General features: G+C 44.1%; 8 protein-coding genes and 1 pseudogene. All 9 read left to right on the plus strand.

Annotated elements, in window-relative coordinates; all coding sequences use genetic code 11:
• Positions 1-2 precede the first annotated feature (2 nt).
• The 9 genes and pseudogenes from BUB86_RS08795 (at position 3) to BUB86_RS08835 (ending at position 15,947) form a co-directional block, all read left to right on the plus strand.
• A complete protein-coding gene (locus BUB86_RS08795; protein WP_073208697.1) occupies positions 3-758 on the plus strand; it encodes a 6-phosphogluconolactonase in 756 nt (251 codons plus the stop codon).
• Positions 748-1,965 carry an MFS transporter gene (locus tag BUB86_RS08800; protein ID WP_073208548.1) on the plus strand — a complete coding sequence of 406 codons (1,218 nt, stop codon included), beginning with the start codon at positions 748-750 and terminating at the stop codon, positions 1,963-1,965. The genes BUB86_RS08795 and BUB86_RS08800 overlap by 11 nt, the downstream gene beginning before the upstream one ends.
• 222 nt (positions 1,966-2,187) lie before the next feature.
• Entirely contained in the window at positions 2,188-5,319 is a 3,132-nt protein-coding gene (locus BUB86_RS08805; protein ID WP_073208551.1) for a SusC/RagA family TonB-linked outer membrane protein, read from the plus strand.
• A gap of 11 nt (positions 5,320-5,330) precedes the next feature.
• On the plus strand, positions 5,331-7,301 hold the full coding sequence (locus BUB86_RS08810; RefSeq protein ID WP_073208554.1) for a RagB/SusD family nutrient uptake outer membrane protein: 1,971 nt from the start codon (positions 5,331-5,333) through the stop codon (positions 7,299-7,301).
• A 35-nt stretch (positions 7,302-7,336) separates the two neighbouring features.
• Positions 7,337-10,114, plus strand: coding sequence for a SusC/RagA family TonB-linked outer membrane protein (locus BUB86_RS08815; protein WP_073208556.1), 2,778 nt, complete (start codon positions 7,337-7,339; stop codon positions 10,112-10,114).
• An 11-nt stretch (positions 10,115-10,125) separates the two neighbouring features.
• Positions 10,126-11,820, plus strand: coding sequence for a RagB/SusD family nutrient uptake outer membrane protein (locus BUB86_RS08820; protein WP_073208558.1), 1,695 nt, complete (start codon positions 10,126-10,128; stop codon positions 11,818-11,820).
• A gap of 33 nt (positions 11,821-11,853) precedes the next feature.
• Positions 11,854-13,200 (plus strand): IPT/TIG domain-containing protein, encoded by a 1,347-nt coding sequence (locus tag BUB86_RS08825; RefSeq protein ID WP_254795135.1) that lies wholly within the window; start codon positions 11,854-11,856, stop codon positions 13,198-13,200.
• 15 nt (positions 13,201-13,215) lie between these two features.
• Positions 13,216-14,349, plus strand: a pseudogene (locus BUB86_RS08830) (PIG-L family deacetylase); the annotation flags it as partial.
• A complete protein-coding gene (locus BUB86_RS08835) occupies positions 14,346-15,947 on the plus strand; it encodes a beta-N-acetylhexosaminidase (RefSeq protein WP_073208562.1) in 1,602 nt (533 codons plus the stop codon). The pseudogene BUB86_RS08830 and the gene BUB86_RS08835, both read left to right, overlap by 4 nt.
• The last annotated feature ends 11 nt before the right edge of the window (positions 15,948-15,958 follow it).

The following is a 15,958-nucleotide window of genomic DNA, read 5'->3' on the forward strand; positions in this document are numbered from 1 at the left end:
TGATGAAGATTAGTATTGTTGGTGATGAGGCGGCATTTGATCAGGCTGCCTCGTCGCGTATTATTAGTCAGATTATTGAAAAACGAGAGAGTGTGATAGGACTTTCTACAGGCAGAACTACAGGCAATATGCATCGTCTGGTAGTGGAACAGTATCGTAGGATGCAGTTTGACGTCAGCCGTGTTACTATCTTTGGCCTTGACGAGGTGATGAATGTTCCCCGTACATATGCCGGTGCTTGTTACACTATGCTGAAGACGGAAATCATTGATGGGCTTGAGCTTGATGATTCGCATTTCCTCATGTTACCTACCGAAAGTGAAGATTGGAATACAACATGCAAGCACTTTGAAGAGGAAATAGATAGGCGTGGCGGAATAGATCTTCTTATGCTTGGATTAGGAGAAAATGGCCATCTCGGGTTCAATCAGCCAGGTACGCCTTTTGAGAGTGTGACATGGACCTCGCAAATGAACGAAGAGTTGGAAATGCGCATCAGAAAAGAAACTCAGTTACCTTCCTGCATAGAGTTAGGAGGAGTTACTCTCGGCATTAAGAATATTATGCATGCTCGTAGAATAGTTCTTGTAGCTAAAGGGGTAAACAAAGCTGAGATTGTACGTAAAATGCTTGAAGGTCCGGTATGTACTGAAGTGCCTGCATCCATTCTGCAACTTCATCCTAATTGTGAGTTCTTGTTGGATGAGAAAGCAGCCCAATTTGTGAAACATTTAAATCCGAATAAAAATGAAGACTGATAAAACTATAGAGACCAACTATATAGGACCTTTCCTAACCATGGTATTTCTTTTTCTTATTGTAGGTTTCCTTACTACTGCTAATGGACAGTTCCAGGGACCTCTCAAGGCAGCGTTCCTTTCTGATGCTGGTAATATGAAGAATACCTTAGCCACACTGATTACTTTTTCGTGGTTCCTGGCTTATCCCGTCTGTGGCAGTCTTGGCTCAAAATGGATTGCCTGCTATGGATATAAGGGTACGCTTATCCGTGGACTGGTAGTTATGATCGTAGGTTTGCTGCTTTTCTTTCTTTCTGCATATTTTTCTGCGTTTTTTGTCTTCCTGATAGGCTCGTTTGTGGCAGGGGCATCAGCCACCATACTTCAGGTGGTTATTAATCCCTATCTATCTGCCTGTAGTGTGAAGGGTACCCAAGCTGTACAACGTTTGGCTATCGGTGGGACAGCCAACTCTGTAGGAACGACTGTTGCTCCTTATTTTGTGTCGGGCATTGTATTTGGCGGATTAGCTTTGGAGGATGTACAAGTCAGCCAACTCATGACACCCTTTCTGATGCTGATGTTTCTAGTTCTACTGATTATTATTGTTCTGCTCCGTCTCTCATTGCCAGACATTGAGGGTACCCATAACGATGCTGGTGAGAAACTGGAGAAGAGCGTGTGGTCATTCCGACATCTGAAATATGGTGTTGCGGCAATCTTCTTTTATGTGGGTTGCGAAGTGTGCATTGGTATGAATATCAACCTATATGTGACTGAAGATCAGGGACTGGATGTCTCTACGGTGACTCTGATGGCTACTCTCTACTGGGGTGGCTTATTGGTTGGTCGTCTGTTAGGTAGCACTATCAATTCGATACATCCACGCGTTCAATTAACGTTTACTACAGTGATGGCTAGTCTGTTAGTGGTTCTGGCAATGATTATCAATAATCCATGGATACTGGTGGCTGTTGGTTTGTTCCATAGTATTATGTGGGGAGCCATTTTTACTTTGGCTGTGGCGCAGTTGGGAAAATATACGTCGGCTGCTTCTGGTGTATTCATGATAGGCGTGGTAGGTGGTGCACTCCTGCCACTCATCCAAGGTGTATTGGCAGACTGGATTGGAGACTGGCGTTGGTCGTGGAGTATCGTGCTTTTTGGTGAGTTGGTTATGTTTTTCTATGCACAGATAGGATCCCGTATCCGTCAGACAGTTTAAAGACATATCTCGTAGGTTTGTAAAATGACGTTTATTGTCTAAATGAACTATTTTAGACGATAAATGTCATTTTTTAAACCCTTTTATAGAGAATAATCATCACTTTTGCAATCGTAATAACGGACAATAGTCTGTAAATTCAATCAGAACCTTTGCTTTATTGCATATGGGCTATCTGTATGATAAATTATTATTAACTCTAATATTTTTGTTTTTTTACTAATGGGAAAGTTATGCAAACTGAGTCTCCTCTTGTTGGCATTGTTGTTGCAGGAGGTGTGTCTCGCACAAGGACTAATTGATGTGCGAGGTTGTGTTACTGACGAGCAGAACGAACCGATTATCGGAGCCACTGTGCAGACTTTAGACAAGTCGAAAGGCACGGTGACAGATGTCGGTGGTAATTATCTTTTAGCGGGAGTTCCCAAGGGTACTACATTGGTATTCTCGTATGTCGGCTGCAAGCCAGTGGAAAAGAAAGCAACATCTGGTTCAATGAATGTTGTCCTGTTGGCAAGTAATGAGATGCTGAACGAATTGGTCGTTATCGGTTATGGTCAGCAGCGTAAGGTGACACTAACGGGATCTGTTTCTAATGTGAGTGGAGATGAACTTCTTAAGTCGCCGGCAGCCTCGCTCGGTAATGCACTTACAGGTAAACTCCCAGGACTTCAGTCGGTGCAATACACCGGTGTGCCTGGCGGCGACGATCCTGTGATACGTATTCGTGGTATCGGCTCTTTTAATAGTGCAGAGCCCCTTGTATTGGTTGATGGCGTGGAGCGAGAGTTCAGCCAGATAGATCCGAATGAGGTGCAGGACATTTCTATTCTTAAGGATGCCTCGGCTACGGCTGTCTTCGGTGTGCGTGGTGCCAATGGTGTTATTCTTGTTACAACTCGTCGTGGTGAGGTGGGTAAACCCAAAATCTCGCTAACAACTTCGGCTGGACTGCAACAGATTTCCAGATTCCTTGAACCTGCTAGCTCCTATGAATATGCTGTGGCCTACAACCATGCACAGGAAGTGGAGGGAGTAGCTGAAGACGGATGGAAATTCTCTAAAGAAGCTATCCAGCATTGGAAGGATATGGATATGCCTACGGTCTATCCAAGTACCAACTGGTTTAAGTACTTGATGAACGACCACGCATGGCAGGAACAATATAATATTAATGTGTCGGGTGGTACTGAACGTGCCCGTTATTTCGTTTCTGCCGGTATGCTTAATCAGAACGGTTTGTTTAAGACCTTCGATCAAGGTGATGATGCAAACTTCAAGTACCGTCGTTATAACTTCCGTGCCAATCTGGATGTTGATTTATCGAAGTTGAGCACACTTTCTATTGGTATTGGTGGTCGCATTGGTAGGCGCAACTCCATCGGTAATGGTGAGTACAATGGTCAGTCAGGCGTCTTCGGCGTTGAGGGGCTTCTTAACAATGGTACGCCGATGTCAGGCTATGGCCTTGATAGTGAAGGGCGTCGAATTGTGTCCGATCCGGATCTTGTTGGCGCAGTTGGATCCGATGGCCTCGGTCTTATCTATGAGCATGGCTATACCACTCAGCGTCAGAGTGTTGTAAACCTTGATCTTCAGTATAAACTTAAACTCGACTTCATTACCAAAGGACTTGAGTTCCGTATTAAAGGTTCCTACAATTCTGACTATACTCAGCAGAAAGCTCGTACCACAGGCGGTGGAATCAGCTACAAAGCAACCATTGCTAAGGGCGAATTTAATGAAGATGGTTCTCCAAAAATTGTCTATGTAAGGCAAGGTGACTCATGGCCTCTTGGCTATAGCGAGTCAAAATGGGGCGGTAGAAACTGGTATGCAGAAGCGAGTCTCAACTATGCCCGCAAATTTGGTGACCACAATGTTAGTGGACTCGTGCTTTATAACGAATCCAAAAATTACTATCCTGGAGGTATATACAATTCTATTCCCCGCGGCTATGTTGGTATGGTGGGACGTGTTACCTACGACTACCAGACTAAATATATGATAGATCTCAACATGGGATATAACGGATCAGAGAATTTTGCTAAAGGCAAGCGTTTCGGTTTCTTCCCATCTGCCTCTCTTGGTTGGATTGCCTCTTCTGAAAAATTCTGGGAGCCTATCCGTAATATAATTTCTTATTTCAAGATTCGTGGTTCTATCGGTAAAGTTGGTAATGACCAGGGAGTTGGCCGTTTCCTCTATTTGCCAGGTACATGGCAGTTCTACTCAAATAATGGTGGTGCATGGTGGACCAATGATCGTACAGGAAACTTCGGCGTCAACAATGGCTCGTTCATGTCTGGTGCACGTGAATCCACAAATGGTAACCCCGATGTTACATGGGAAACTGCTACCAAGCAAAACTACGGCTTTGACATACATTTCTTTGGCGACCGCTTAAGTTTTGGCTTAGACCTCTTTTGGGAGGACCGCAAGAATATTCTTGTTTCTAACCAAACTACCATCGCAGGCATTTCAGCTCTTAAACCAAACTCGATCAATTTCGGTCGTGTAAAGAATCATGGTTATGAGCTTACCTTGCGTTGGGCCGATAAGATTGGCGAAGTGAGATACTCTATTGCTCCTACTTTTGCTTTTGCTCGTAACAAGATTGTTGAAATGGCAGAAGTAAAGAAAGAATTCCCCCACATGTACCATACAGGACATCCTGTTGGACAACCTTTCGGTTACGACTTCTTTGAGTTTTATGTTCCTAATGAAACCGAAAAACACTACAAGGAAGTCTATGGCGTTGACATGCCTGACCAACAGATTACATTACGTCCAGGTGATAGTGTGTTTGTCGACCTTACAGGCGATGGAAAAGTTGATGCCAACGATGTACATGCCATCGGCTACAGCGATATTCCTGAGTATACAGGTAGTGTTAATGCAACGCTCAATTGGAAGAACTTCGACTTTTCTATGACTTGGGTAGGTGCCACACACGTCAACCGTCAACTCAGTTCATTCTATACCCCAGCTTTTGGTACTGGTAACCAGTCTATGCTCAATAAATGGGTCTACGACAATTCTTGGACTGAGAACAACCCTGATGCCATCCTGCCACGTATCTCTCTTGAGAAATCGGCACGTGAGCACAATGGTTCCATGTCGTCTCCATGGATGGTTGATGCATCATATATTCGTCTGAAAAATATTGAGATTGGCTATTCGTTCCGTATACCAGGTGTGCCCATCAATAGCATTCGTGTCTATACCAATGGTTACAACCTTCTTACTTTTACGAGTTTCAAGGCCAATGACCCAGAGGCACAAGCCGGTTATGGTAGCACGCGTTATCCTATGACACGTGTATACAACTTCGGTATCAATTTTAACTTCTAATATTCAAGACAATGAATCATTATATCAAGAAATTCAAAATGAAGACTGCTGCTTTTTTATGTGCAGCTGCTACGGTGGCTATGGGGTCTCTGACTTCCTGTGTCGATGAAATCAACGTTGGAAATGGTTTCCTCGATAAGCAGCCGGGCGTTGATGTAACTTTGGATACTATTTTTGTCAAAGGAGAGAGTGCAAAGCGATTTCTCTGGCATATGTATGGTGCTATGCACAACCCTTTTACCTATACAGGTGCAGTGTGGTATTCACACCCCGATGCCTTAACAGATATCTGCCAGTCATACTGTGGATGGCACAATCTGGGAAAGTACTATGGTGGTGATCTCACAGAAACTGATCAGGATAATGGTGGTTTCGTCAAGTTCCCTTTCATTGCCAATGGTGACGGCAATAATCGTGCTGGCATCTGGCGTACTATTCGTGAGGGGTGGATTTTTGTTGATAACATCATGCAAGTTCCCGATTTGAGTGAATCAGAGAAGAGCCAGCTTCGTGGTGAGGCATATGTCATCATGGCATCGAGGTATCTTGATGCTTTCCGTAACTTCGGAGGCCTTCCTAAAGTCGACCGCTCATATGAGGCCGCTGATATTGTAGATGGTAAGCGTATGAGCGTAGTTGAGACTGCAGAATTTATCGACGAGCTTATTCAGGCAGCTATCGACGAGCCGGGACTTCCTTTCTATGTACAAGATCAGGCTTCTAATTCTGGTCGTCTGACCAAAGGTTCGGCTTACGGCTTGCGCGTAAAACTGTGGAATTTCGTTGCCTCACCTCTGTTCAATAGTGACCAACCGTATCTTCAATTTACTCGCAACGAGGAAAACCAGGATCTCAATCAGATATGGACTGGCGGTTACAAGCCCGAATTATGGCAGAAAGCCCTGAATGCTTGTGAGGATTTCTTTAAGGCCAATAGTTCCAACGGAGGTTACTTTGCTCTTGTACAACCAGAAGGTAACAGTGAGCAAGATTATTGCAATGCATATCGTGCAGCTTACTGGTTCCGTGGTAATAGCGAGAAGGTGATTGAAGTTCATGCAGGTCCTGGAAATAATGCATGGAATGGTGACTGGAATGTAGAAGGTATGGATGAGTTTGGAATGGCCCTCTTCACTCTTGAATACATGGAGATGTTTGGTATGGCAGATGGCCGCAACTTCCCATATAACGATGTCTTCAATACCAACAATCCCCAAAACATAGACATCTTTGTCAATCGCGATCCACGTCTTTATGAGACAATGGTGGTAAATCGTAACAATCTTGTAGAGCAATATAATGGGCTTTCAAGCACAGAAATATGGCAAGGGGGAAATGTAGATCAGAATTTTAACCCTCAGGTTACAGACAACCCTTGGTCTACCCGCTTGAAATTGTTCAAATACCTTCGTGACAACGGCTATGCAGCATATTATCCCACTAACTATGCTTATTTACGTATGGCTGACATCCACTTGTGTTACGCTGAGGCTCTGGCGCAGACTGGCAACCTACAGAAGGCTTGTGATGAATTAAATAAGGTTCGTGCACGCGTAGGTCTTGGCAAGGTAGAGGTGATGAATCCAGAGCTTAATCTCACCTCAAATAAAGACAACTTTATTGAACAACTATTTAAGGAACGTGCCTGTGAATTCGGTTATGAAGACTCTCGCTGGTATGACCTCATACGTTATAAGAGGTCGGATATATTCAAGAAACAGGTACATCAGTTGCGCGTATGGCGCAAGGATGCTAACGGCAATAAGATGGATCCCGCTGACTATAATGGTGACACAAGTCTACAACCTGGTGAACCATGGCCAAACTGTATTTATGAGAAGATACCTTGCACAAATAATATCCGCGTATGGTGGAACACTGACAACCAAACAAGCAAGTGGACTGACAAGTGGTATCTTTCGCCAATTTCACGTGATGAGATTAACAAGGGCTATGGTCTGAACCAGAACCCAGGTTGGTAATTTAGTTTTAAAATATCAAGTAAGAATTGCAGAATATGAAAACAAATAGAATGTTGATCATTGCAGTGGCGGCTTTCTCTCTGACAGCAAGTGCGCAGGTAAAACTCAACGATAAGAATGCAAGTACCTATGATTTGGGTTATGGTGTGGAGGTGAGTAATTTCCTCAGTACTGCTTCAGCAACCACAATCACTGGCGAAGAATTGCAGCAGACTTCGGCAACCAATCTTGCCCAGGCTCTCTATGGAAGACTATCAGGTCTCACGGCTCTTTCTACAGGAGGCTTCTCGGGCGATGAAAATAAGGGCGCTTCGTTTAATATCCGAGGTTATCATACGCTTAACGATAAAAGTATCCTCATACTTGTCGATGGCTATGAGCGTCCCATTGATCGACTCAGTGTAGAAGAGGTGGAGAGTGTCACAGTTTTAAAGGATGCTGCAGCAACAGCTCTTCTTGGCCACGAAGGTATCAATGGTGCTATATTGGTAAAGACGAAGCGTGGCTCAGAAGGTAAAACGCATGTCAAGGCAGACTATAGTCATAAATTCTTGTTCAGTCCAGAATTTGCAGACATGGTGGACGGCTACCAATATGCCGAAGCTTTCAACCGTGCACGACTCAACGACGGACTCTCTGCCGCATATACTGAGCAAGAACTGGAACTTTTCAAAAATGGTTCTGCCCCTTGTTTCTATCCTAATGTCAATTGGCATGATCTTACTTTTAAAAACAAAGCAGAGGAAGATCATGCATATCTCTCGGTGTATGGAGGCACAAATAGGGTGAAATTCTATACCAATATCGATTATACCGATGCTCGTGGCGCTTTTAAGGATACCAAACAATCCGATTACAATGCTCAACTGCGCCAGTCGAAGGCAAACATCCGTACCAATCTCGATTTCAACCTCACCAGCACAACATTTATGTCGGTAAATCTCTTTGGTATGTTTCAGGAAACCAAAAGGCCTTCCGACATCGGTGCCGATGATGCAACAGCTGCCATTTATAACCTGCCGGCAAGTGCTTTCCCACTTAAGACCACAACAGGTATCTGGGGAGGTAACGAAACTTACGGTGACGCAAATCCTGTTGCTAAGATTCAGGAGTCAGGTTTCTACAAAACCCATCAGCGACAGTTGTGGGTAGATGCTAAACTAACCCAAAAACTCGACTTCCTGCTAAACGGTCTGAGTTTGTTTGTTGGTGCCGGATACGCCAACTCATCGATATATGCTGAAAACATGCATAAGGCTCACGAGTATGGCTATGAACGGTACACAGCCACTATCGGCGACATGAATCATGTAGCTCTGACCACATTCGGTAATAAGGAAACAAACCTTACTTTCAGCAATTGGAATGCCGGCCAATGGTGGAAAGCAAAATCTAGCATAGGAGTTAACTACAAGCGATCGTTCCTTGGCAATGACCACTTTAGTGCTACAGCTGTATATACTAACAGCGGTTCAAGTACCGATGGACGAGGTAATACCATTTATCGTCAGAATATCATGGGAGCCTTCCACTACGATTTGCAGAACCGTTATATTGCAGACCTTGTATTTGCAGGTAACGGATCCAATCGTACCTATCCTTCAAAGTGGGCTTTTTCACCCACACTATCACTCGGTTGGATATATGCCAAGACTAACGATGACTTGCTCAATTATGGCAAACTGCGTGCATCGGCTGGCATTCAACATACCGATTATATGCCAACCCATGGTATGTGGCTTCCTACATGGGATGCTTCGCATGGTTATGTGATTATTGGAAACAACTATAATGCTACATGGGGTGCATCGCTTGGTTCCTTCCCAACGACAGATTTCTCGCAGGAGACATCAACGAGTTTTAATCTTGGCACGGACCTTTGTTTGAAAAATGCTCTTGATTTCTCGATTGACGCCTTCTATCAACTTCGCAGCCACATCATGCTTTCTGCAAACAATGAGAATTCGTCGGTAGTTGGTATACAGTCTGCATACAATGATGTGGGAAAAGTAAAAAGTTATGGTTTTGAGGTAAGTGCCAAGTATGTGAAGAAATACATTCCTGATCTTGATCTTAATTTGGGTGCCAACTTGTCGTGGGCCCGCAATGAGGTAACGAAATATATTGGTACTCCCACTTATCCGTTGCTCGATCCTGTAGGCCATCGCGTTAATGAAGCATGGGGACTCAAGTCGGCAGGTTTCTTTAAAAATCAGGCTGACGTAGATGCCTGCAATCGTCAGGAATACTCAACTGTAACTCCGGGCGACATCAAATACCAGGACCTCAACGCTGATCAGGTAATCAATGAATTCGATATGACCAGCCTTGATGGAGCTACAGATATTCCTGAGTTAAACTACGCCTTCAATATCGGTGTCGAGTACAAAGGTTTTGGCCTGAACGCTTGGTTCCAAGGTACTGGCAACTACATGAAGTATCTGCCGTCTGCAATATGGGGTGGTATGGCTAATAATGGTAACCTCTCTGTGGATTACTACAATAACTGCTGGGATGTAGCTGGCAATAACGCCCTATACCCACGATTAACAACTCAGAACAGCAGCAATAATAGCCAACCTAGCGACATCTGGTTCAAGTCTGTTCACTTCTTGAAGATGCGGAACATTGAGGTTTACTATAAAGTTCCTGCCACGTTGCTGTCAAAACTCCCTCTTTCAGGAGTCAAGGTGTTCGTGCAGGGTGAGAACCTTCTTTCTTTTGATAACGTTGACGCTATGGATGCTGAAGTACTTTCTACTGCATATCCAATGTTCAAGGGTGTCAACATGGGTGTCACATTAACTTTCTAATTTAAAATTTTATGAACAAGATAAAAATTGTTTTATTTGGTATTGCGGCAGTAATCCTTACTAGCTGTGCCGATTTGAATTACAACGAAGCATCAGGTCGTGATGAAAAGTGGACTTATAATAGTCCCATCAATGGTGTCAAAGCTCTTGTCTACGATGTATACGCTCAAATGCCGAGTGAATTCAAGGACAATCTGTATGGTAATGGGGCCATGATAGCCAGTGCCACAGACGAGTCGGAATTTTCGCTTTCATTCTCTCCCATTCACAAGTATTACAATGGTGGATGGAATCCTTCGAATCCTTTCCCGGACATATGGGACAGATCATATCGTGCTATCACACAGATACATATGTATCTTGAACGCATTCACAAGATCGATTTGTCGGATTATGAGTATGATCCCGACTATCAGAACATGGTGCAGCAGTTTGAGATATTCCCTTATGAGTTACGTTTCCTCCGGGCCTATTTTTACTTCGAGTTAGTGCGTGCCTATGGTGGTGTACCTTTGGTGACTACAACGCTTACTAATGAGCAGGCCAACAGGGTGGAACGCGCTTCTGCTAGTGAAGTTTTCAAGTTCATCATTGACGAGTTAGATGCTGTGGCTGAGTATTTGCCTGTGTCATATAATGACATTCCTGGTCAGGAGATAGGACGTGCCACTCGTGGTGCTGCTCTTGCCCTGAAAGCACGTGCATTGCTTTATCAGGCTTCACCCTTGTTTAATACGAGCGGTAACAAGGCTCTATGGAAAGAGGCTGCTGTTGCTAGCAAGGTAATCATTGACAATGCGCAGCGTTGGGGATATAAGTTTAGCAGCTATGCCAATCTATGGGGGCACGATACCTTCACAAATCCTGAATTCATCTTCGTTCTCGGCACTCAGGCCAGCAACAGCTTCGAACAGTTTAACTACCCAGTGGGTGTGGAGAACGGTAATTCAGGCAATTGTCCAACGCAGGCACTGGTGGATGCATACGAATATCAGGCTGATGGCATGACATTCAAAGAGAAGCATCCTGGTGATGTCGATGTGACTGATGAGAATCCATACGAAGGTCTTGATCCACGTTTCGAACTTACTGTCGTTAAAAATGGCGACCTCTGGCCAACAAATACAGCTCAGCAGATTCCTATCGAAACTTATCAGAACGGCTTTAATGGAGCACCAAAGTATGGTGCTACCCCTACGGGTTACTATTTGAAGAAGTTTGTTGATGGCAACTGTATCACTACAGCAAACAACCAAACCTCTACACGTCACAATTGGATTGTGATGCGTTTGGCTGAGGTATATCTTAACTATGCAGAAGCCATGTACAACTATTACGGAGATGCCGATGAAAAGGGAGAATTTGATATGTCGGCTAACGAGGCCATCAATGCACTTCGTAATCGTCCCGACATCATGATGCCCGAATTCCAAGGCAGTAATGGTTTTGAAGAACGTTACATGCGTGAGCGAATGGTAGAATTAGCCTTCGAAGGTCATCGTTTCTGGGATGTTCGTCGTTGGAAGAAAGGTGCTGAGTTCTTCAAAAATGTTGATGTGGCGGAATTCAAACTGGATGGAAGTGGACACTTGATTCTCAATAGAGTCACCAAGACTCGTCAATGGAACGAAAAGTACAATCTCTATCCAATTCCGCAGTCTGAAATTCAGAATAACAGTAATCTGAAACAGAATCCCAATTGGTAAAGAACATTCAATCACATTTTAAATAAGAAAGAAATGATAAAAAAACATATTTTGGTCACAAGCCTCGCATTGCTGTCTATAATGCTGGTGATTTCATGTAGCGACGACGATACCGCTGGTGCCAATCACCAGCTTGAAGTGAAGTCTGTCCTGCCAATAAAAGTCATAGAAGGTCAAGTTGTTACCATTACAGGAACGGACCTTGATGAAGTTTCTTCTGTTATATTCCCAGGCAATGTAGTTGTGAATAACATCACTAAGGTTGGCAACGGATGTATTACTGTAACAACCCCTGCAGGTATTGCTGCTGAAGGTGGAACTATAACTATTGAAGCCAATGGTGAATCTGCAGAATCCCCCATGTTACTGACTATTGGCAAACCTGAACCAGTACGCGTGGCTCCGCTTGACAAAGAAATAAAAATCAATGAGTGTTTAGAGGTGTATGGCAGCGACCTTGAATTTATTACAAAAGCATATTTCCCAGGTAAAAACGGTGATGATATTGTTGTAGCATCAAATCTTTTTAGACGTAAGGCTACAGGTTCGCTACACATCTATTCGCCAATGGGTATTAAAGCAGGACCGGCTCAGGTAGTTCTTGAGGATTGCAGTGGAAGGAAGTATACGTTGCCTGAGATAACACTGTCTGATGAGATTTCAGGTGAAAACGAAGAAACTGGAGGTGAAAGATATGTTCCAATTTGGCAAGATGAAGTTTATATTTACGACTGGGCTAACTGGCAGTATCTATCATCAGACCAATTAAATCTTGAAGATATTCAGATCCATGAAGGTCTTATGATGCGTCTTACTTTCGACAATCCTGATGGTGCTAGCGTATGTGTATGCGATGCAAATTGGGGTACGCCTAATGTTGACGGTCAAGGAAATAATACAGTATGGGTTGCCGCAGGAATAACTCAAATAGAATTCCCTATATCGCAGGGTATGGTAGAAACTCTTAATGCCGGTGGTGGTATTATCATTGGTGGCGGAAACTATACATTGAAGAAGATTGAGCTGTTTCGTGAATATCCTACACTTTGGTCGGGTGAATATACCACTGGCTGGTGGTGGTATCTCCCTGCGTCCGAACTCAATCTCTCGGCGATAACACCAGAGGCCGGACAGATTATCAGGTTTACGTTTGTTCACCATGACGCTCCTCAGACTTTCTGTCTGTGTGACGGTTGGTGGGGAGCTCCTTACATCCGTGATGGCGGTGAAAGCGATAATAATATCACACTTGCTGCTGGTGAGGATTTTCTTGAATTCGAAATTTCGGAGGGAATGGCAACAACAATGAATGGGACTGAAACTGCTCTCATTATTGGTGGCGACATAACTATCACCAAGATTCAGATAAAAAAAGATTAGACAATGGATTTTAATCTTACAGGTAAAATACAAATGCCAGATCACTCGCAACGTCGACAGGTAATCGACTTGTGTAAGAAGGTTGGCAAACCATTATTAAAGCTCTCTACAAAGGATTATGTGGATAATGGGCTTGGTCATTTAGTTAGGCAATACGACGGACAGGCAGGATTGATAAATATCGATGTGTTTAATGAACTGCAACACACCATTACTGGCTGGCCTGGTGGTAAACCCTATGTGGATGATGCAACCCGCCCAGAACGATCCTTGCCGTATCCGAAACGTGTTGTTGTGTTTTCACCCCATCCTGATGATGATGTCATCTCTATGGGTGGTACTATCCATCGACTGATGCAACAAGGACATGATGTACATATTGCTTATGAGACCAGTGGCAATATTGCCGTAGGCGACGAAGAGGTAACGCGTTTCATGCATTTCATTAATGGTTTCAATACGATTTTTGCCAATGGCTCAGACGAAGTGATTAAGCACAGCTACCAGGATGTAAAGAATTTCTTGAAGAGTAAGCAGGAAAATGCTCCAGATAATGAAACAGTGCTTCGCCTGAAAGGACTGATACGTCGCGGTGAGGCTCGACTGGCTTGTGCATACAATGACATCAATAGTGATCATATCCATTTTCTCGATCTGCCGTTTTACGAAAGCGGTAAGATCGAGAAGTTGCCAATGTCCGAGCAGGATGTCATCCCCATCCAGCAATTGCTCTCTGAAATCAAACCACATCAAATCTATGTTGCCGCCGATCTTGCAGACCCGCATGGTACACATAAAAAATGTACGGATGCTGTTCTTGCTGCTATAGACGAGGAACGAAAAGGTGGCAAATTGTGGCTGAAAGATTGTCGAATATGGATGTATCGTGGTGCCTGGGCAGAGTGGGATATAGCTGACATAGAGATGTGTGTACCGATGAGTCCAGAGGAATTACGCGAAAAGCGAAATGCCATTCTGCGCCATCAGAGTCAGATGGAGTCAGCCCCTTTCCTTGGCAATGACGAACGTCTTTTTTGGCAAAGGGCAGAAGACCGTAACCGCGAGACAGCCAAACGTTATGATGATCTTGGATTGGCTTGCTATGAGGCTATGGAAGCATTTGTGGAATATAAATTCCAGCGAGTATGAGAAAGATTTTTGTTGTTTTTTTCGGACTGATACTCGGCGTTCACGCTAAAGCTGTGTCATACGATGTTGTTCCTCTGCCACAGAGTATTCAACAACAAAAGGGTGAACCCTTCCAGTTGAATGACAGAGTGCAGATTCTTGTCGGTGAGGGTCTACAAGGTGAGGCAACCTTCCTTCAGGTTTATCTAAGGGAATTGACTGGCCTCCAACTTTCAGTTAGTCGGAAGCGCGAGAAGAAGGTTCGTTATATCGAGTTAGCCGTTTCATCAGAAAGTAAGGATTCTGAAGGTTATGTACTCAGCGTATCTAAAGAAAGGATCTCCATTACAGGAGGTTCTGGAGCAGGTGTTTTTTATGGTATTCAAACGCTCCGTAAAGCTCTGTCTGTAGGCAATAATACTCCTGTAACTGAGTTCCCTGCCGTTGTCATTACCGATGCTCCACGTTTTTCTTGGCGTGGCATGCATTTGGATTGCTCTCGCCATTTCTTCTCGGTGGAGTATGTCAAGAAGTTTATTGACCTGTTGGCACTCCATAACATGAATACTTTCCATTGGCACCTTACAGATGATCAGGGTTGGCGTATTGAGATAAAAAAATGGCCACGGTTGATTGAGGTAGGGGCGAAACGCTCAGGCACTACCGTGGGTATCAATTCCGACCTCGATGATCAGATTCCCTATGGCGGCTATTACTCTCAGGAAGAGGCCCGCAATATTGTGAGGTATGCTGCAGAACGCCACATTACTGTTGTGCCGGAGATTGATATGCCTGGTCATATGTTGGCTGCCTTGGCTAGTTATCCGGAACTTGGTTGTACGGGTGGTCCTTATCAGGTGGGACATTATTGGGGGGTATATAAAGATGTTCTCTGTGTAGGAAATCCCAAGGTCTATCAGTTTGTGGAGGATGTGTTGACAGAAATAATGGAAATATTTCCTTCGGAGGTCATACACATCGGAGGCGACGAGACACCAACAGAGAAGTGGGAACAATGTGCGAAATGTCAAGCTCTCGACATACGGGATGCTACGCTTCAAGGGTATTTTACTCAGAAAGTGTTTGATTTTCTTACGTCTCACCATCGTCGTGTACTTGGCTGGGATGAAATTTTGGAGAACCATGCGCCTAAAGACGCTATGATTATGTCGTGGAGAGGCACGGAACCTGGCGCAAAGGCTGCAGAATTAGGTTACGATGTGATAATGTCGCCTACCACCTTTTGCTATTTTGACTATCTGCAGTCAGAGGATGCGATGTTCGAGCCAACGCGCTGTGGTGGGTACGTTCCTGTAGATAAAGTCTATTCGTTGGAGCCTGCGCCTGATTCCTTGTCGATTAAAGCTCGAAAGCATATCATCGGAGTACAAGCTAACTTGTGGTCTGAGCATCTAACGACTGAGGGTCTTGTTGAATATCAGGCACTGCCACGTATGTCTGCATTAGCCGAGGTTCAGTGGTCATTTCCGGAAAATAAGGATTATCAAGCTTTCCTACAGAGGTTGACACGACTGACATCGTTCTTCGAATTATATGATTATCAGTATGCTAAGCATATTTGGCCAGAACGTCAGCTGCCTAACCGCTGGCAGTTTTAGAAAATATTTTA

The organism is Xylanibacter ruminicola, assembly GCF_900142525.1.
Classification (GTDB): Bacteria; Bacteroidota; Bacteroidia; order Bacteroidales; family Bacteroidaceae; genus Prevotella; species Prevotella ruminicola_A.